This is a genomic window from Sulfitobacter sp. SH22, from assembly GCF_965641905.1.
In the GTDB taxonomy this organism is placed as follows: Bacteria; Pseudomonadota; Alphaproteobacteria; order Rhodobacterales; family Rhodobacteraceae; genus Sulfitobacter.
In genome coordinates, this window is the sequence record NZ_OZ282573.1 from 130,130 (window position 1) to 149,256 (window position 19,127).

18 protein-coding genes are annotated in these 19,127 nt (G+C 59.7%); 15 read left to right on the plus strand and 3 right to left on the minus strand.

Annotated features, from left to right (window positions below):
- Positions 1-17 precede the first annotated feature (17 nt).
- The 3 genes from betB to ACSQ13_RS02745 all read left to right on the plus strand — a co-directional run bounded on the left by betB (position 18) and on the right by ACSQ13_RS02745 (position 4,167).
- On the plus strand, positions 18-1,469 hold the full coding sequence (betB, locus tag ACSQ13_RS02735; protein WP_176248545.1) for a betaine-aldehyde dehydrogenase: 1,452 nt from the start codon (positions 18-20) through the stop codon (positions 1,467-1,469).
- A gap of 259 nt (positions 1,470-1,728) precedes the next feature.
- Complete coding sequence (gene betA / locus ACSQ13_RS02740) at positions 1,729-3,387, plus strand: choline dehydrogenase (protein WP_176248544.1); 1,659 nt, start codon at positions 1,729-1,731, stop codon at positions 3,385-3,387.
- A gap of 81 nt (positions 3,388-3,468) precedes the next feature.
- Positions 3,469-4,167, plus strand: a complete 699-nt coding sequence (locus ACSQ13_RS02745) for a thermonuclease family protein (protein ID WP_176248543.1) — start codon at positions 3,469-3,471, stop codon at positions 4,165-4,167.
- On the opposite strand, the gene ACSQ13_RS02750 is transcribed toward ACSQ13_RS02745, so the two are convergent.
- The gene (locus ACSQ13_RS02750; protein WP_176248542.1) at positions 4,168-5,568 is read right to left on the minus strand and encodes a helix-turn-helix domain-containing protein; all 1,401 of its coding nucleotides are present in this window, start codon (positions 5,566-5,568) and stop codon (positions 4,168-4,170) included.
- 75 nt (positions 5,569-5,643) lie between these two features.
- On the minus strand, positions 5,644-6,861 hold the full coding sequence (locus ACSQ13_RS02755) for a multidrug effflux MFS transporter (RefSeq protein WP_176248541.1): 1,218 nt from the start codon (positions 6,859-6,861) through the stop codon (positions 5,644-5,646).
- Positions 6,862-7,029: 168 nt separating this feature from the next.
- Between ACSQ13_RS02755 and ACSQ13_RS02760 the strand changes: the two genes are divergently transcribed.
- From ACSQ13_RS02760 to ACSQ13_RS02785, 6 genes are all read left to right on the plus strand, one after another.
- Entirely contained in the window at positions 7,030-8,562 is a 1,533-nt protein-coding gene (locus tag ACSQ13_RS02760) for an acyl-CoA carboxylase subunit beta (protein WP_176248540.1), read from the plus strand.
- 125 nt (positions 8,563-8,687) lie between these two features.
- Positions 8,688-9,065, plus strand: coding sequence for a DUF6497 family protein (locus tag ACSQ13_RS02765; RefSeq protein ID WP_176248539.1), 378 nt, complete (start codon positions 8,688-8,690; stop codon positions 9,063-9,065).
- 214 nt (positions 9,066-9,279) lie between these two features.
- Positions 9,280-9,423 carry a hypothetical protein gene (locus ACSQ13_RS02770; protein ID WP_008226068.1) on the plus strand — a complete coding sequence of 48 codons (144 nt, stop codon included), beginning with the start codon at positions 9,280-9,282 and terminating at the stop codon, positions 9,421-9,423.
- A gap of 87 nt (positions 9,424-9,510) precedes the next feature.
- Positions 9,511-9,858: a hypothetical protein gene (locus ACSQ13_RS02775; RefSeq protein WP_176248538.1), complete on the plus strand. Its 348-nt coding sequence runs from the start codon at positions 9,511-9,513 to the stop codon at positions 9,856-9,858.
- A gap of 175 nt (positions 9,859-10,033) precedes the next feature.
- Complete coding sequence (locus ACSQ13_RS02780) at positions 10,034-10,240, plus strand: hypothetical protein (protein WP_176248537.1); 207 nt, start codon at positions 10,034-10,036, stop codon at positions 10,238-10,240.
- A 116-nt stretch (positions 10,241-10,356) separates the two neighbouring features.
- A complete protein-coding gene (locus ACSQ13_RS02785) occupies positions 10,357-12,402 on the plus strand; it encodes an acetyl-CoA carboxylase biotin carboxylase subunit (protein WP_176248536.1) in 2,046 nt (681 codons plus the stop codon).
- Between the two features lie 85 nt (positions 12,403-12,487).
- Here ACSQ13_RS02785 and ACSQ13_RS02790 read toward each other — a convergent pair whose 3' ends face one another.
- Positions 12,488-12,949, minus strand: coding sequence for a DUF4174 domain-containing protein (locus ACSQ13_RS02790; protein ID WP_295511867.1), 462 nt, complete (start codon positions 12,947-12,949; stop codon positions 12,488-12,490).
- A 168-nt stretch (positions 12,950-13,117) separates the two neighbouring features.
- Between ACSQ13_RS02790 and ACSQ13_RS02795 the strand changes: the two genes are divergently transcribed.
- The 6 genes from ACSQ13_RS02795 to ACSQ13_RS02820 all read left to right on the plus strand — a co-directional run bounded on the left by ACSQ13_RS02795 (position 13,118) and on the right by ACSQ13_RS02820 (position 19,106).
- Positions 13,118-14,053 (plus strand): hypothetical protein, encoded by a 936-nt coding sequence (locus ACSQ13_RS02795; protein ID WP_295511869.1) that lies wholly within the window; start codon positions 13,118-13,120, stop codon positions 14,051-14,053.
- On the plus strand, positions 14,016-16,145 hold the full coding sequence (scpA, locus tag ACSQ13_RS02800; RefSeq protein WP_295511871.1) for a methylmalonyl-CoA mutase: 2,130 nt from the start codon (positions 14,016-14,018) through the stop codon (positions 16,143-16,145). The genes ACSQ13_RS02795 and scpA overlap by 38 nt, the downstream gene beginning before the upstream one ends.
- A gap of 118 nt (positions 16,146-16,263) precedes the next feature.
- Positions 16,264-16,881, plus strand: a complete 618-nt coding sequence (locus ACSQ13_RS02805) for a VOC family protein (protein WP_176248532.1) — start codon at positions 16,264-16,266, stop codon at positions 16,879-16,881.
- Entirely contained in the window at positions 16,878-17,369 is a 492-nt protein-coding gene (locus ACSQ13_RS02810; RefSeq protein ID WP_295511873.1) for a GNAT family N-acetyltransferase, read from the plus strand. The genes ACSQ13_RS02805 and ACSQ13_RS02810 overlap by 4 nt, the downstream gene beginning before the upstream one ends.
- A gap of 31 nt (positions 17,370-17,400) precedes the next feature.
- Positions 17,401-18,081: a molecular chaperone DjiA gene (locus tag ACSQ13_RS02815; protein WP_176248530.1), complete on the plus strand. Its 681-nt coding sequence runs from the start codon at positions 17,401-17,403 to the stop codon at positions 18,079-18,081.
- Positions 18,081-19,106, plus strand: a complete 1,026-nt coding sequence (locus ACSQ13_RS02820; protein ID WP_176248529.1) for an endonuclease/exonuclease/phosphatase family protein — start codon at positions 18,081-18,083, stop codon at positions 19,104-19,106. Before ACSQ13_RS02815 ends, ACSQ13_RS02820 begins: the two co-directional genes overlap by 1 nt.
- The last annotated feature ends 21 nt before the right edge of the window (positions 19,107-19,127 follow it).

A 19,127-nucleotide genomic window follows, 5' to 3' on the forward strand; every position in this document is an offset into this window, starting at 1 on the left:
CGAATTGAGAGAGAACTATGCAAACCCAACCTACCGCCAGCCACTTTATCAACGGCTCTTATGTCGAAGACACCAATGGCACGCCCATCGAGGTGATCTATCCTGCGACCGGCGAAAAGATCGCAACGGTTTATGCCGCGACGCCTGCCATCATCGAACAGGCGCTGACGGCTGCACGTTCAGCCCAGGCCGCATGGGCCGCCATGACCGGCACCGAACGGGGCCGCATCCTGCGCCGTGCCGCCGATATCATGCGTGAACGCAATCACGACCTGTCGATCCTTGAGACCTATGACACCGGCAAACCCTATCAGGAAACATCCGTGGCGGATGCGACCAGCGGAGCGGATGCGCTGGAATATTTCGGCGGCTTGGCCGCGACGCTGACCGGCGAACATATCCAACTGGGCGAAGACTGGGTCTATACCCGCCGCGAACCCTTGGGCGTGTGTGTTGGCATCGGTGCGTGGAATTACCCCACGCAGATCGCCTGCTGGAAGGGCGCACCCGCGCTGGCCTGCGGCAATTCGATCATCTTTAAACCCTCCGAGACAACACCCCTTTCCGCGTTGAAAGTCGCCGAGATCCTGTTCGAGGCGGGTCTGCCTGCGGGGCTTTATAATGTTGTGCAAGGCATGGGCGACGTGGGGGCCGCATTGGTCACTGACCCGCGCGTCGACAAGGTATCGCTGACCGGATCGGTGCCCACAGGCCGCAAGGTCTATGCCGCCGCCGCAGAAGGGATGAAGCACGTCACGATGGAACTGGGCGGTAAATCCCCGATCATCGTCTTCGAAGACGCCGATATAGAAAACGCTGTCAGCGGCGCGATTCTGGGCAACTTCTACAGCTCGGGTCAGGTCTGTTCGAACGGCACGCGGGTCTTCGTGCATGCCGACATCAAGGAAGTGTTCCTCGGGCGTCTGGCCGAACGGCTGGAGGGCGCGGTGATCGGCGACCCGATGGACCCTGCCACCAGCTTTGGCCCGATGGTGTCGAAACGTCAGCTGGACATCACCCTTGGCTATATCGAAAAGGGCAAGGCCGAGGGCGCGCGTCTGGTCTATGGCGGAGAGGCGATCGACGGCAAGGGCTTCTACATGCAGCCGACCGTCTTTGCAGATGTGACCGACGACATGACCATCGCGCGCGAAGAAATCTTTGGCCCCGTCATGTCGGTGCTGGATTTCACTGACGAAGACGACGTGATGGCCCGCGCCAATGACACGGAATTTGGCCTTGCCGCCGGCGTGTTCACCCGCGATCTGACCCGCGCCCACCGCGTTGCGGCGAATTTTCAGGCGGGCACCTGCTATATCAACACCTATAACGACGCCCCCGTCGAAGCCCCCTTTGGCGGCATGAAGAATTCGGGCGTCGGGCGTGAGAATTCGAAGGCGGCGATCGAACATTATAGCCAGTTGAAATCCGTCTATGTGCGCATGGGCGATATGGAGGCCCCGTTCTAAAGCGGGTGTGATCCAAAGGAGCGCTGACGCGCATTCGATATTTGGCGCGTGATGCACCCTGAGCCCAGATTTTTGATCGGAGTGGGTGCAGGGGGCGGGCCGTCTGTTTGCTGAGAGGTGCTTGAGGGATCAGTCTGATCCTCAAGTCACCTGATCAATTTTAAGGTGCGAGTCCCATGCGCCTCAAGGACAAGCCGCGCAGATGCGCGGTGCCTGACGGCATCCTTGACCCGCCTGAGACTCACGAGAAGGAGCTGGGATGCAAGCCGAGTTTATTATTGTTGGCGCGGGAAGCGCCGGTTGTGCGATGGCCTATCGTCTGGCCAAGGCCGGGCGCAAGGTTTTGGTGATCGAGCATGGCGGCACCGACGCGGGGCCTTTCATCCAGATGCCGGCGGCCTTGTCCTATCCGATGAACATGAAGACCTATGACTGGGGTTTTTCATCGGAACCCGAACCGCATCTGGGCAACCGCCGTCTGGCAACCCCGCGCGGTAAGGTCATTGGCGGGTCATCGTCGATCAATGGCATGGTCTATGTGCGCGGCCACGCCGAGGATTTTAACCATTGGGCCGAACAGGGTGCCGATGGGTGGGGCTATGCCGATGTGCTGCCCTATTTCAAACGCATGGAACACTGGCATGGCGGCAACCACGGGGGCGATGCGGAATGGCGCGGCAAGGACGGCCCGCTGCATGTGTCACGTGGCCCGCGCAAGAACCCGTTGTTCAAGGCTTTTGTCGAGGCCGGAAAACAGGCCGGATACGAGGCGACCGACGATTACAACGGCGAAAAGCAAGAGGGCTTTGGCCCGATGGAGCAGACCGTCTTTGGCGGGCGGCGCTGGTCTGCGGCCAATGCCTATCTGCGGCCTGCGCAAAAGACCGGCAATGTCGAAATCATCCGCGCCCTCGCGCAGCGCGTGGTGATCGAGGACGGCCGCGCCGTGGGTGTCGAAGTGTTGCGTGGCGGCAAGACCCAAGTGTTGCGCGCAAGTGGCGAGGTCATCCTTGCCGCGTCGTCGATCAATTCGCCCAAGTTGCTGTTGCTGTCGGGCATCGGGCCTGCCGCGCATCTGGCGGAACATGGCATTGAGGTGGTCGCGGATCGTGCTGGCGTGGGCCAGAACCTGCAAGATCATCTGGAGCTTTATATCCAGATGGCCGCAAGCCAGCCGATTACGCTCTATAAGCACTGGAACCTTGTGTCCAAAGCCATGATCGGCGCGCAATGGCTGTTCACCAAGACCGGTCTGGGCGCGTCCAACCAGTTTGAATCGGCGGCGTTCATCCGGTCCAAAGCTGGGATCAAATACCCGGATATTCAGTATCATTTTCTGCCCATTGCCGTGCGCTATGACGGCAAGGCCGCGGCAGAGGGGCACGGGTTTCAGGCCCATGTCGGCCCGATGCGGTCAACATCTCGCGGGGCGGTCTCGCTTCGGTCGGGTGATCCTGCCGATGCGCCGAAAATCGTGTTCAACTATATGTCGCAGGACCGCGATTGGGAGGAATTCCGCAATTGCATACGCCTGACCCGCGAGATTTTTGCGCAAGACGCCTTCAAGCCCTTTGTGAAGGGGGAAATCCAGCCCGGTGCCGATGTGCAAACCGATGACGAGCTGGACGCCTTTATCCGCGACCACGCCGAAAGCGCCTACCACCCGTGTGGTACCTGCCGGATGGGACGTGCGGATGATCCGGATGCGGTTGTGGACCCCCAAGGCCGGGTGATCGGTGTTGAAGGCTTGCGCGTTGCGGATAGTTCGATTTTCCCGCGCATCACCAATGGCAACCTGAACGGGCCGTCGATCATGGTGGGTGAAAAGATGTCCGATCATATTCTGGGGCATGATCCCTTGGCCGCGTCGAATGACGAACCCTGGATCCATCCCGATTGGCAGACGTCCCAACGCTAGGCGGGCTGCGGTTCGGGAGAAAATTAACTAAAGTTAACAAATGTCATTGATTGGGGCGCTCAAACGCTCCAGTCATGGTGGATGTTAAAATTCTGTTTACACCTGACCCTTGCCTTGGTCATTTTTGTCCTCGGCCCCGCTGCACATGCTGCCGAAAAGCGTATTACGGGCACCATCCATGTCATTGACGGCGATACGTTTGACGTGGGCGGGACGCGCGTGCGGCTTTTCGGCATTGATGCCCCCGAAGGGGACCAGACCTGCACCGATGCGGGCGGGACCGAACTGCGCTGTGGGTCCTTCGTGACCAAGCAGGTGCGCGATGCCTATCGGGGCAAGCAGGCAGTGTGCAAACAAGTCGATACAGATCGTTATGGTCGCAGTGTGGCGCGCTGTATTGTGGGCAATGTGGATGTGGGGCAAAGCCTTGTCGCCAGCGGCTTGGCCTTTGCCTTTGCAGAATATTCCCGCGATTACGTTGCCGTGGAAAAGGCCGCGATCCGGGCGGGCCGTGGCATCCATGCCTATCGCCTGATCCGTCCTTCGGAATTTCGCGCGGGCAAACGCGATGCACAGACGGCGGCTGCCAAAACACCGGCGCAGGTGGGGCAGAACGGTTGCACGATCAAGGGCAACATCAGCGCCAAAGGCGCGCGGATTTTCCATGTGGTCGGGCAGCGGGATTATCAACGCACCTCGATCCGTACAGATAAAGGCGAACGCTGGTTCTGTTCCGCAAGCGAGGCCCGCGCCGCCGGGTGGCGCGCCGCGCGGCGCTGATCACTTCACCTGATAGGGCAGCACATCGCGCAGATCGGGATCGACGACCAACTGCCGTTCAAGCGGCGGCACAGACCGCTGGTGGCAGCCTTTGCGGTCGCAGATGCGGCAGGAAATCCCGATAGGTTCAAAGGCCGATGCGCGGCTGGTGTCCATCCCGTCGGCATAGACCATGGCCGCGGCATGGCGCACCTCGCAGCCCAGCGAAATAGCATACCGTCGCACCGGTGCGCCAAAGCGACCCGCCGGCTTCGAGATGTCCCGCGCCAGAGAGATATAGCGCACCCCGTCCGGCGTTTCGGCAAGCTGGCGCAGGAAACGGCCCGGTGTTTCAAACGCGCTGTGCACATTCCACAACGGGCAGGCCCCGCCGAACCGCGCAAATTGCAGCCGTGTGGCAGAATGGCGTTTGGTGATTGTACCGGCCTGATCGACACGCACGAAAAAGAACGGAATTCCCTTTGATCCGGGGCGTTGCAGCGTCGACAGGCGGTGCGCGACCTGTTCGATCGACGCACCAAATTGCCCCGCCAGAATTTCCAGATCATGGCGGCATTCCTGCGCCTTGGCCAGAAAGGTCTGGTAGGGCATCAGCGCGGCACCGGCGAAATAATTGGCCAGCCCGATCTTGGCGATGTCACGCGCGGCACCGCTGTGAAAACGGGCCAGATCAAGGGTCGCTTCAAGCAGGTCGTTCTGCCGGATCATCGCCGTCTGGAACAGCAGTTGAAACAGCTGGGTTTCTTGCGGGGCACGCGACGAAATGTGCAAAATCCCGGCGGCGGGTTCAAAGCGGCGCAAGGCAGGCACATCATCAAAGCTGACCGTGATGCCAACGGCTGTCAGGGCCGCAATCGCTGCCGACTTGAGGGTTTTTCCATCGCTATGGGCACGGGCGAAATGTTCGGCGGCGCGGTCAACTGCGTCGATGTAATTGTCGCAATAGTGAAAGAAATCGCGCACTTCTTCCCAGGGGCTGGGGGAGGCACGGGCATCTTCGCGGCCCAATGCCTCGTCCAGATAGGCAAGGCGTTCATGGGTCTGCCGATGGCTTTGGTGCAGCTTGATAAAGGCGCGCGCCAGCCCCGGTGCATTGGATGCGGCCAGTTGCAGATCGGCCAGGGGCAGGGTGTCGCCTTCGAACAAGGGGTCGGACAGGATTTCGCGCATGTCACTGACCAGACGCTGGCTGTCTCCGCTGGACAGTTCGGTCACGTCCATCCCGAATTCAGAGGCAAGCGCCAGAACCACTGTCGTGCTGACGGGACGGTTGTTGTTCTCCATCTGGTTCAAATAGGGCAGGGACACGCCCAGCTTGGCGGCAAAGTTCTTTTGCGTGCTACCAATCTTGGTGCGCAATTCGCGCAGTTTCGCGCCAGCGTACAGCTTTTGGGTTGCCATGCAGATCAGGGCCTTTGCAAATTTGCGATGTCCCCCGACCCTAGCTTTGCAAACTTGGCGCTGCAAGCGCCGTGGTCAGCTGATCCCCAACGCTTTTTCGCGGCGGATCACGACCAGGATCGATACAACCCCTGCCGCTGCGGTCAACAGCATGATCAAAAGCAGCGGATAGGCCCCTGTTTCCTTGCTGAGCAAAGACCCCGCGAGAATGCTAAGGCCGGCCCCGCCGCCGATCATGACAGCGCCGCCCAATCCCGATGCGGTGCCCGCCAGATGGGGGCGTACCGACAACAGGCCCGCCGTCGCATTGGGGATACACAACCCATTGCCCAGACCGACCAGCGTCATCATGCCAAAGAACGTCACCGGGCTGCCGTAGCCTGCCAAAAAGATCAGCAGCGATACGGACCCCCCGAGCGCATTGGCAAGGCACCCGCACAGCACCAGCGTGTTGACGCCCCATGTGGTGGCCATCCGCGCGGTGATAAAGTTGCCAACGAAATAGCCAACCGCAGGCGCACCGAAATAAAGGCCAAGCTCGGCAGGTTCCATGCCGAAGACTTCGCTGCCCACAAAAGGCGCGCCGCCCAGATAGGCGAAAAAGGCACCCGAACAACAGGCCGCCGCCATCGAGTATCCCCAGAAGCGCGGCGATTTGAGCAGTTCGGGGTATTCGCGGAACTGCTGGCGCATGGTCTTGCCCGACCGCACCGATGTTTCGCCCAGATCAAACCACACCTGCGCAAAAACGATCCCGCCAACAGCAAACATCGCCCAGAACGTCGCCTGCCAGCCGAATGCCTGATCCAGCAAGCCGCCAACGGCAGGGGAAATCATCGGCACCAGCGCCATGCCCATGGTCACATACCCGATCATCGACGCCGCTTTGTCTTGGGTGAACATGTCGCGCACGATGGCGCGGCTGAGCACCATGGTCACCGCGACAATGGCCTGCGCACAACGGAACATCAGGAAAACGCCGGTCGTGGGCGCATAGATACACCCCAGCGTCGCGACCATATAGATCACCAACCCCCACAGCAGCACATTGCGCCGCCCCAGATTGTCGGACACAGGCCCGATGATCAGCTGCAACCCCGCGCTGAAAAGCAGATAAAGCGGCACAGACAATTGCATCACCGCATATTCCGTCCCGAAATACTCGGCCATGGCCGGCAGGCTGGGCAGGAACATGTTCATTGCCAGCGCACCAATCCCGGACAACAGGATCAGCGTCGACAGATGCGGGGGGCTGGTTTTGTCCAGAAATTGGACGGTGTTATCGTCTTTCATGCAAATGCACTTATGCCTGTGGTTGTATGTTGTCTATGATCTTCCTCACACTTTCCAAATTTGCAGTTTGCACATATTGCTCTGTATATAATTTGCAAATTTGCTAAAAGGCGCTTTGGTTGTGCAGCCACTCTGGATAGTATGCGGGAAATCTAACAGAGGTGCGTCATGAAAGATATCCTAGAACAGCTCGAAGACCGTCGCGAAGAAGCCCGCCTTGGCGGGGGGCAAAAGCGCATCGATGCGCAGCACGCCCGTGGCAAGCTCACTGCCCGTGAACGGATCGATCTGCTGCTGGACGAAGGGTCTTTCGAAGAGTTCGACATGTTCGTAACCCACCGCTGCACCGATTTCGGCATGCAGAACCAAAAGCCCGCAGGCGATGGTGTGGTCACAGGCTGGGGCACGATCAACGGCCGCCTCGTCTATGTGTTCAGTCAGGATTTCACCGTGTTCGGCGGCTCGCTCTCCGAAGCGCATGCGCAAAAGATTTGCAAGATTCAGGATATGGCAATCCAGAACGGTGCACCTGTGATCGGCATCAACGATTCCGGCGGCGCGCGTATTCAGGAAGGCGTGGCATCGCTGGCGGGCTACGCCGAAGTCTTCCAGCGCAATATCGAAGCCTCGGGCGTGATCCCCCAGATCAGCGTGATCATGGGGCCCTGTGCGGGCGGCGCGGTCTATTCGCCTGCGATGACCGACTTTATCTTCATGGTCAAAGACACATCCTATATGTTCGTGACCGGCCCTGACGTGGTGAAAACCGTGACCAACGAACAGGTCACTGCCGAAGAACTGGGCGGGGCCTCGACCCATACACGCAAATCCTCGGTGGCGGATGCGGCCTTTGAAAACGACGTCGAAGCGCTGGCCGAAGTGCGCCGCCTGGTCGACTTCCTGCCTGCCAACAACCGTGAAAAGCCACCCGTCCGCCCGTTCTTTGACGACCCGAACCGGATCGAGGCATCGCTTGACACGCTGGTGCCCGCAAACGCCAACACCCCCTACGACATGAAAGAGCTGATCCACAAACTGGCGGACGAAGGCGATTTCTACGAGATTCAGGAAAACTTTGCCAAGAACATCCTGACCGGCTTTATCCGCATCGAAGGCCGCACCGTCGGCGTTGTTGCCAACCAGCCGATGGTGCTGGCAGGCTGTCTCGACATCGACAGCTCGCGCAAGGCCGCGCGGTTCGTACGCTTCTGCGATGCTTTTGAAATCCCGATCCTGACCTTGGTCGACGTGCCCGGCTTCCTGCCCGGCACCAGCCAGGAATATGGCGGCGTGATCAAACATGGTGCCAAACTGCTCTTCGCCTATGGCGAGGCAACAGTGCCGATGGTGACCGTGATCACCCGCAAGGCCTATGGCGGTGCCTATGACGTTATGGCGTCCAAACACCTGCGCTCGGACTTCAACTATGCCTGGCCCACAGCCGAAATCGCGGTGATGGGGGCCAAGGGTGCCACCGAAATCATCCACCGTGCCGATCTCAAAGACCCCGAAAAAATCGCCCGCCACACGGCGGATTATGAAACGCGCTTTGCCAACCCCTTTGTTGCGGCAGAACGTGGTTTCATCGACGAGGTCATCCAGCCCCGCATGACCCGCAAACGCATCGCCCGCGCCTTCGCATCATTGCGCAACAAGCAAAAAACAATGCCGTGGAAAAAGCACGATAACATCCCGCTCTAACTTCTCTGGCTCTTAAATATCCTCGCCGAAGGCATAGAATCTCTGGCGCGACAGGAGAAACGCGTGAAACCGTTCGTTGATCACACACAAAGACCAATGCCTGCACGGGCAGGGTTGGGGGCCAGATGAAACTGGCCGCCGCCCTGATCCTGGCTGCGACATCGGCCTTGGCGGTTGATGTGCCGTCTGGCCAGCCCGTCGATCTGCAAGAGGTTCTTGTGGATCAGATGGGCGATGAAACCTGGCTGCGGTTCAGGTTTATCGCCCCGCAGATCGCCCGAAACGGGGGCACCATCGGCTATGACGCGGCGGGGCCGGATATGAAGGTGCTCTGTGATACGCTGGCTATCCCCTACATGGCGCAGTATGCGCTGACGGGCGACGTGATTGTGATTTCGCTGGCAGACCGGGCGGTTGAATTCGGTGCGGCCGACGCCGGCGCGACACAGTTTTTCGAAGCATATCGCCTGAAAAATGGCACCTGTATCTGGGAGGCTTTGTAATGCAACCACAACATCTTGCGCGGCGGCCTGTGACCGGTCGCACAACTGCGGCTTTGGAGTCACAATTTCGCCGATTGAAACGCGACCCGTATCCAATGGGCCGCAACTGCGGTATTATTTGCCCAAGGAATACCCAAGTATCCCTTACCGTAAAAACGGGGTCGAATTGGCATGAGGCAGTGTCAGGCCCTTCAAACAGCGACAGGAGACTTAAATGTCCAAGAGCATTACATTGTTGGCCGCATTCGGCCTTATCGCAGCCGTTTCGGCATGCGCACCAAAGCAGCAAGAAGAATATGTTGTGGTTGCACCCGAGCCAATCTCGGTTGAGCCAGTATACACAGGCAAGTACAAGTAAGACTTGCCGGGGGCAGGCGGTTGCGCCTGTCCTCACCCATCCTGCCCAAACAACGCCGTGCATGATCCCTGTAGTCTGGGGGCCATCATGCTGAAACATCGCGGTTTTCCGGGGCGTATGCCCGGTTCGGACTTTCAATTTACGATCCGTCGCGCCAACCCCAAAGGGGTGACACCGCTGACCCGCCGCGAGCGCCGCTCGGATCGCAAGTCGGTTGACCGGCGTGCGGATACGGCCTTCATGGCTGCGCTTTGGGAATGTTTCGGCGACGAACCTTTCGAGCGCGGCAATCTGGACGCGGGCCGTTTGTCATGGCTCTTTGGTCGCGAGGTCGTCCCGGCCCAGGACCCCTTTGACCCCGAAGATTACGAAGCCCTGCTGGTCATCAAAGAAGGCCTTGCACGGGCGTCTTTCCCTGACGCGTTCGAGGATTGAAGATGATGTCTGCATGGGTCACATCGGCGGACAACCGCCCCGCAGCAAGCAGGATTTCGCCTCTGTTTCCGAACAGGCTTGGCAATTCGGTCGCTGAAGGGGAACATTTGCTCTACATGCGCGTTAAGTCACGTAATCTAAACGCAATGATGAGCAGATCAAAAGGACGCCCCCCATGTCATTCAAGAACATCACTCTTGCCCTCGCAGCCTGTGCAGGCCTTGCCGCTTGCGGTGACACCATTGGCGAACAAGCCCTTGGCGGCGGTGCCGTCGGCGCTGGTGCAGCCGTCCTTACAGGCGGCAGCTTGCTTCAGGGTGCAGCCATCGGTGCCGGCGCAAACGTGCTTGCCTGCCAGTCGGGTGCCGTACGCTGCAACTAATCTGACCGACAGTGCTGCCGCCCCCGGCAGCGCGTCACCATATCAAAATACCGACCCCGCTCAGCCTGTGCTGATGCGGGGTTTTTCCGTTTCCTCAAGACCCAAAAGGACAGCCCATGTTCAATAAGATCCTGATCGCCAACCGCGGCGAAATTGCCTGCCGTGTTATCAAGACCGCGCAAAAGATGGGCATCCAGACCGTCGCCATCTATTCGGACGCAGACGCGCAAGCGCTGCATGTTCAAATGGCAGACGAGGCGATCCACATCGGCCCGCCCCCTGCCAACCAGTCCTATATCGTGATCGACAAGGTCATGGCAGCGGTCAAGGAATCCGGCGCACAAGCGGTGCATCCGGGGTATGGTTTCCTGTCCGAGAACGCCAAATTCGCCGAAGCGCTGTCCGCCGCCGGTGTCGCCTTTATCGGCCCCCCAGTTGGCGCGATCGAGAAGATGGGCGACAAGATCACCTCCAAGAAGATCGCTCAGGAAGCGGGCGTTTCAACCGTGCCCGGCTATATGGGTCTGATCGCAGACGCAGACGAGGCGGTGAAAATCTCCAACGAAGTCGGCTATCCGGTGATGCTCAAGGCATCTGCGGGCGGCGGCGGCAAAGGCATGCGCATCGCATGGAACGACGAAGAGGCCCGCGAGGGGTTCCAGTCCTCCAAGAACGAAGCCGCCAACAGCTTTGGCGATGACCGCATCTTTATCGAGAAATTCGTAACCCAGCCGCGCCACATCGAAATTCAGGTTTTGTGCGATGCCCATGGCAATGGCGTGTATCTGGGCGAACGCGAATGTTCGATCCAGCGCCGCAACCAAAAGGTCGTCGAAGAAGCGCCATCGCCTTTTCTGGACGAAGCCACGCGCAAGGCCATGGGCGAACAGTCCGTCGCATTGGCCCAAGCGGTTGGCTATGCCTCGGCAGGGACCGTCGAATTCATCGTGGACGGCGACAAGAACTTTTACTTCCTCGAGATGAACACCCGTTTGCAGGTTGAACATCCCGTCACCGAACTGATCACCGGCGTCGATCTGGTTGAGCAGATGATCCGCGTGGCCAATGGCGAAAAGCTGACGATCACACAGGACGATGTAAAGCTGAATGGCTGGGCCATCGAAAACCGCCTATATGCCGAAGACCCGTATCGCGGCTTCCTGCCGTCCATCGGTCGTCTGACCCGCTACCGCCCACCGATGGAAATCGCGGCCGGACCGTTGCTGACGAATGACAAATGGCAAGGCGATGCCCCCAGTGGTGCGATGGCCGTGCGCAATGATACCGGCGTCTATGAAGGCGGCGAGATCAGCATGTATTACGACCCCATGATTGCCAAGCTGTGCACCTGGGCCCCAACACGCGCCGAAGCGATCGAAGCCATGCGTGTGGCTCTGGACAGCTTTGAGGTCGAGGGCATCGGGCACAACCTGCCGTTCCTGTCTGCCGTGATGGATCACCCGATCTTTATCGCGGGCGACATGACAACCGCCTTTATCGAAGAACAATACCCCGACGGCTTTAGCGGGGTTGAGCTGCCCGAAACCGAATTGCGCCGCATCGCCGCTGCAACGGCTGCCATGCACCGGGTTGGCGAAATCCGCCGGACCCGCGTTTCGGGCCGGATGGACAACCACGAACGCAAGGTGGGTACCGCATGGAATGTCGCCATTCAGGGGCAATCCTATGATGTCGATATCGACGCCGATCCCAAAGGTGCGACGGTCACCTTCGAGGATGGCCATGCCATGCGCGTATCGGGCGACTGGACGCCGGGCGATCAACTGGCCACGATGACCGTCGATGATGCGCCGCTGATCTTTAAGGTCGGCAAGATTTCCGGCGGTTTCCGTGTGCGCGCCCGTGGGGCCGACCTCAAGGTGCATGTGCGCACCCCGCGTCAGGCCGAACTGGCACGCCTGATGCCGGAAAAACTGCCACCGGACACGTCCAAGCTGTTGTTGTGCCCCATGCCCGGTCTGGTCGTCAAAATCGACGTCGAAGTCGGTTTCGAGGTTCAGGAGGGCCAGAACCTCTGCACCATCGAAGCGATGAAGATGGAGAACATTTTGCGCGCCGAGAAGAAGGGCGTCGTTCTCAAGATCAACGCAAGCGCAGGCGACAGTCTGGCTGTCGATGATATCATCATCGAGTTTGAATAGACCCGATGGCCTTTGACGCACCCATATTTCACCCCATCGGCCCAGCGGTTCACGCTGTGCCGGTGAGGTGGGCTATGGGGGCGTGTCAGTCGAATATCTTTCCGGATTTTTCCTTGGCATCGCGGATTTCACGTTGCCGGATCGTCATCTTGTCGATGCTGCGGGTGATTTCGCGCACGTCCCAAGGGCGCGGTTTGCGCAGTTTGATGTCGCCATCCTTGCCGACCAGCACCAGCATGAACCCGCGTGGCCGCATTTTCAGCCGCAACGGGCTGCGGGCGGCGGGGTCTGTATCGGTTAACACAATGACGTCGCGGGCCAGCAAATCTTCTTGCTGTTCCATTAACAATTCCATCTGCTCTTGGTATGCAGGGTCGTCTGGACTGTCTGCAAAGACCAGAACCGGCCTTTTTTTCCAGTGGAATTCACTCAAATCTGCCATATCTGCCGGTGCAAACAGCACCGGGGCGGGTGGTTCTGTCGGGGTTTGTGCGGACAGTACGGACGCAAACAATCCAGCAAAAACAAGGGCTATCACAGGTTCCATTTTCTCTCCTACTGCCTCTGATATAGGGGGTTTGCGCGCGATTGCGATGCGCAAATTGGCGCAAGCACATATTAAGCTTAACGCAACAGGTCTTCGACCATGAATGGGGTCATTCCCCTGAATGGATCGGTTGGGATGGTCCTCTTAAGAAGATTGGGCGATAAGCTGATGGATATTATTCTGCATGTGGGCGCACATCGGACTGCGACGACCAGTTTTCAAAGGTATCTGCGGGCAAACTCCGACGCGATTGGCACATCCGGCACCGGCGTCTGGGGCCCGCTTCGGACCCGTAAGGGGCTGTTTTCCGGTATGTTTCCTGGCCCCGCGATGCAGGGGCGGTCGCCTGACCGGGTGAAAGGGCGGGTGTCCCTGCAACTGTCGCGCGCGCGCGATGCCGGGGTGGTGCGGCTGCTGGTGTCGGATGAAAACATGATCGGCTCGTCGCGCCAATGCGTGCGCACGGGGGCTCTTTTCCCTGCGGCGGGGGACCGGATGGCGCGCTATTGCGCGGCCTTTGACGGCGCGATCACACGGGTTATGCTTAACATCCGTTCCCCCGAAACATGGTGGGCGTCGGCGGCGGCCTATGCGATATCGCGCGGCCACGGGGTGCCGGACGCGGCGCAGCTTGACCGCATTGCCACGTCTGGGCGCGGTTGGCGCGATGTGATCACCGATCTGGCCTGTGCCGTGCCGAATGCGGAAATCAAGATCGCCCCCTTCGAAGAATTCGCAGGCCGCCCCGACGCGCTTCTGTCCGAGGCGACCGGCGTGCAGGCACCGCGTGACCGTGACCACTATTGGCTGAACCGCGCCCCCGATCTGCCTGCCTTGCGCGCCATTCTGGTCGAACGGGGCCAGAACCCCGACCTGTTGCCCGATGAGACGGGCCACTGGAACCCCTTTACCGAAGCGCAGACCGACGTGCTGCGAGAAACCTATTCCGACGATCTGTTCTGGCTTGCTGCCGGTGCGGATGGTCTGGCCCAACTGACAGAAAATCCCGCCCGAAACAGAGCAGGCACAAGCCAGCCCACGGGCGACACTAGAAAAGGACACTCCCATGACAGCCGACAAAGAGACATGGCGCAATCTGGCTGAGGCCGAACTGCGTGGACGAACCGTTGACGATCTGACCTGGCACACGCTGGAAGGCATCGACGTTAGACCGCTCTATACTGCCGATGACGTTGCCGGACTTGACCACATGGGCGGGATCCCCGGCGTGGCCCCCTTTACCCGTGGCGTCAAGGCGACGATGTACGCAGGCCGGCCCTGGACGATCCGCCAATATGCGGGCTTTTCCACGGCCGAAGAATCCAACGCATTCTACCGCCGCGCACTGGCCGCTGGCCAGCAGGGCGTTTCCGTCGCTTTCGATCTGGCGACACACCGCGGCTATGACAGCGACCACCCCCGCGTCGAAGGGGATGTCGGCAAGGCCGGTGTGGCCATCGACAGCGTTGAAGATATGAAAATCCTGTTCGACGGCATCCCGCTGGACAAGGTGTCGGTGTCGATGACCATGAACGGCGCGGTTATCCCGATCTTGGCGAACTTCATCGTCGCGGGCGAAGAGCAGGGCCATGATAGATCGGTCCTGTCAGGCACCATTCAGAACGACATTCTGAAAGAATTCATGGTGCGCAACACCTATATCTATCCGCCCGAACCATCGATGAAGATCATCGGGGACATCATCGAATACACCTCTGATTTCATGCCAAAGTTCAACTCGATCTCGATTTCCGGCTATCACATGCAAGAGGCCGGCGCGAACCTGGTTCAGGAACTGGCATTCACTCTGGCCGATGGCCGTGAATATGTGCGCACGGCGATTGCTGCCGGCATGGACGTGGATAAATTCGCGCCGCGCCTCAGCTTTTTCTTCTGCATCGGCATGAACTTTTTCATGGAGGCCGCCAAACTGCGCGCCGCCCGTTTGCTGTGGTCGCGGATTATGGATGAATTCCAGCCCAAGAACCCGAAATCCGCCATGCTGCGCACCCATTGCCAGACCTCGGGCGTGTCCTTGCAGGAACAAGACCCCTATAACAACGTGATCCGTACCGCCTACGAGGCGATGTCGGCGGTCTTGGGTGGCACGCAGTCTCTGCACACCAACGCGTTGGACGAGGCGATTGCCTTGCCGACTGAATTCTCCTCACGCATCGCGCGCAACACCCAGTTGATCTTGCAAGAGGAAACCGGCGTGACCAATGTCGTCGACCCATTGGCTGGCAGCTATTACGTTGAAAAACTGACCAGCGATCTGGCCGAAGCGGCCTGGAAGCTGATCGAAGAGGTGGAAGAACTGGGCGGCATGACCAAGGCCGTGGCATCCGGCATGCCAAAACTGCGCATCGAAGAAGCCGCCGCCACCCGTCAGGCCAAGATCGACCGGGGCACCGACGTGATCGTGGGCGTCAACAAATACCGCCGCGAAACCGAAGACGCGATTGATATTCTCGACGTCGACAACGTGGCCGTGCGCGACAGCCAGATCAAACGGCTGGAAACATTGCGCGCAACCCGCGACGAGGCGGCGTGCACCGCCGCGCTGGCGGAACTGACCCGCCGCGCAAAAGAGGGCGGCAACCTGTTGGACGGTGCCGTCGAAGCCGCGCGGGCCCGCGCCACAGTCGGAGAAATCAGCATGGCAATGGAACGCGAATTCGGCCGTCACCGCGCGGAAGTGAAAACTTTGGCAGGTGTCTATGGTGCCGCCTATGAGGGCGACAGCGGTTTTGCAGAAATCCAGAAGGCCGTCGAAGAGTTTGCCGAGGGCGAAGGCCGCAGGCCACGTATGCTGGTCGTCAAAATGGGTCAGGACGGCCATGACCGCGGTGCCAAAGTCATTGCGACCGCCTTTGCCGATATCGGTTTCGACGTGGATGTGGGCCCCTTGTTCCAGACCCCGGCCGAGGCAGCGCAGGATGCGGTGGACAATGACGTGCATGTCATCGGCATCTCGTCGCAGGCCGCGGGTCACAAGACGCTGGCACCGCAATTGATCAAGGCGCTGAAAGACGCAGGGGCCGAGGATATCCTGGTGATCTGTGGCGGCGTGATCCCGCAGCAGGACTACAAGTTCCTGTATGATGCAGGGGTCAAGGCGATCTTTGGGCCGGGCACCAACATCCCCAACGCCGCGAAAGACATCCTGAAACTGATCCGCGAAACCCGCGGTTAAGTCGGTATCAAGCAATGAGGGGGCTTTCTGCCCCCTCAAACTCCTCTACCTTTAAGAATGAGGGGGCTTTCTGCCCCCTCAAACTCCCCCGAGGATTTCTGACCATTTGGAAGCTGAAATGAGAATCGAACTGGATCATATCGCCGTTGCAGGAGAGAGTTTGGGCGCGGCGACGGCCCATGTTCAGGATGCTTTGGGCGTCGAAATGCAACAAGGCGGGGAACATGCGGTTTTTCATACCCATAATAGGTTATTGGGGATGCAAGACGGGCTGTATCTTGAGGCGATTGCGATCAATCCCGAGGCCGCCATCCCGGACCGCGCCAGATGGTTTGATCTGGACCGGTTCACCGGCCCCGCGCGGCTGACAAACTGGATTTGCCGCTGCGATGATCTGGACGCTGCATTGGCGGCTTTGCCGGCGGGGTTTGGTGCCCCGGTCCAGTTGCAGCGCGGGGATTTGCGCTGGCGGATGGCTGTGCCGGAAACCGGGGTCTTGCCCTTTGACAATTGCGCGCCGGCCTTGATTGAATGGCAAGGCGACGCGCATCCGGCGCAACGGCTTTTGACGGCGGACTGTCGTTTGACTGCGTTGCAGGTGCACCATCCGGAAGCCATGACATTGGCAGCCCTTCTTGCGCCGTTTTTGCACGACAATCGGGTGCGTTTTGTGGAGGCTGATGCCGGTTTGCGGGCCGAGGTCGAGGTCGGCGGTGCCAAGGTCGTATTGCAATGACGATCCGTGCCGCAACCCAAGCCGATGCTGCCGAGATTGCCGCGATCTGGAATGACATGATCCGCAACACGTTGTTTACCTTTACCACCGAAGAAAAGACCGAAACCGGCATTGCCGCGATGATCCTGGACAGGCCGGGGGCGGTTTGGGTGGCGCAGGCGGAGGCCGAGGCGATCGCAGGTTTTGTCACCTATGCGCAATTCCGGTCAGGGCCGGGCTACCGCACCAGCGTCGAACATAGCATCGTGCTGGGTGCCGGCGCACGCGGGCAGGGCACCGGGCGCGCCTTGATGGACAAGGCCATTGCATCCGCCGCCGGGCAGGGGCACCATGTCATGGTGGCTGGTATCAGTGCCGCCAATGCCGGTGGTGTGGCGTTTCACACGGCCTTGGGGTTTCAGCATGTCGGGCGCATGCCGGAAATCGCCCGTAAAGGCGGGCAATGGCTGGATTTGATTTTGATGCAGAAAATGCTGAGCGCCCCCTGACTTCTGCGCTGCGGCGCAGTATGGTGGTGCCATGTCGATTTGGTCACGTATCACCGAAGCTTTGTCAGCGCTCACTGCAGGTGAGGGGTTGGCGGCTGTTTTCGACCGTCTTCGCAGCCCGCCCGAGCGGTCAGTGGCCTTTACAATCGCGGTGATCGCGCTTGGTGCAAAGATGGCCAAGGCTGACGGACAGGTGACCCGCGACGAGGTCACAGCGTTTCGCGAAGTGTTCCAGATTGCAGAGGCCGACCAGCAGGGTGCGGCGCGGGTGTTTAATCTGGCCCGTCAGGACGTGACCGGTTTTGAGGATTATGCAGGCCGCATCGCGCAGATGTTTGCCGACCAGCCGGAAATGCTGCGCGATCTGATCGAGGGGTTGTTCCACATCGCGATGGCGGACGGCATGTACCACCCCAACGAAGATGCGTTCCTGACCCGCGTGGCGCAGATTTTTGCCATGGACGACAGTGATTTCGCGTCTTTGCGCGCGCGGTTTGTGCCGGACACATCGCCGCTTCCGCATACGGTTCTGGGCATCGCGCCCAATGCAACCATGGAGGAGGCGAAGGCCGCATGGCGGCAGTTGGTTCGTGACAACCACCCTGACGCATTGGTCGCGCGGGGGCTGCCACCTGAGGCGATTTCGATGGCGGAAAAGCGGATGATCGACATCAACCGCGCCTGGGAAACTTGGTCGGGCAAGGCGCGCTGATGCGCATTGCGACCTATAATATTGAATGGTTCACCGGACTGTTCGACGACGATAACCAGCTGTTTAACGATGGCGGATGGTCAGCGCGCCATCAAGTGACCCGCGCCCAGCAAACCCAGGCCCTGGGGCGGGTGTTTCGGGCGCTGGATGCGGACGCCGTGATGGTGATCGAGGCCCCTGATAACAGCCGTAAACACGAGACCCTGACCGCGTTGCAAAACTTTGCCGCGCATTTCGATTTGCGCACGACCCATGCGGTTATGGGGTTTTCGAATGATACGCAGCAGGAAATTGCGCTGCTTTACGACCCTGCCAAGCTGACGGCCAGCCACACGCCGGGCGGAGAGGCGACCGGCCCCGATGGCGCAACCGGTGCGCCCCAGTTCGACGGTATCTTGCGGATTGATCTGGATATTGATGCCAGCGAAGATGCTGTTGTTTTCTCGAAGCCGCCGCTTGAGTTGAGCGTTCAGACCCGATCGGGGTTTGCGTTCCAGATGATCGGGGCGCATCTGAAATCGAAAGCGCCGCACGGGGCAGAGACCCCTGTTGATATCCTGCGCCTCGGGATCGCCAACCGCCGCAAACAACTGGCGCAGGCAATATGGTTGCGCAGGCGGATTGACGAACTGCTTGTCGCGGGCGCGCCGGTGATGGTCTTGGGGGATTTGAACGATGGTCCGGGTCTGGATTCGTTTGAGGACCTGTTCGGCCGGTCCTCGGTCGAGATTGTGATGGGCCACCGCGGGGAAGCAGCGTTGATCGACCCCCATGCCACCCGCGCCCTGTCACAGCGCATCGGGGCAATGCCGACAACTTCGCGGTTCTGGATCGCGCAGGAAAAGCGGTTTTTGCAGGCATTGCTGGATTACATCATGGTCAGCCCGGCGTTCATTGAGCGCAATGCCAGCTGGCGCATCTGGCATCCGCTGGATGACCCGGACTGTTGGGCGGATGAAGAATTGCGCGATGCGTTGATCACGGCGTCCGATCATTTCCCCGTGACAATCGAGTTCGACGACTGACCGCGCGTGCGATATCTTTTG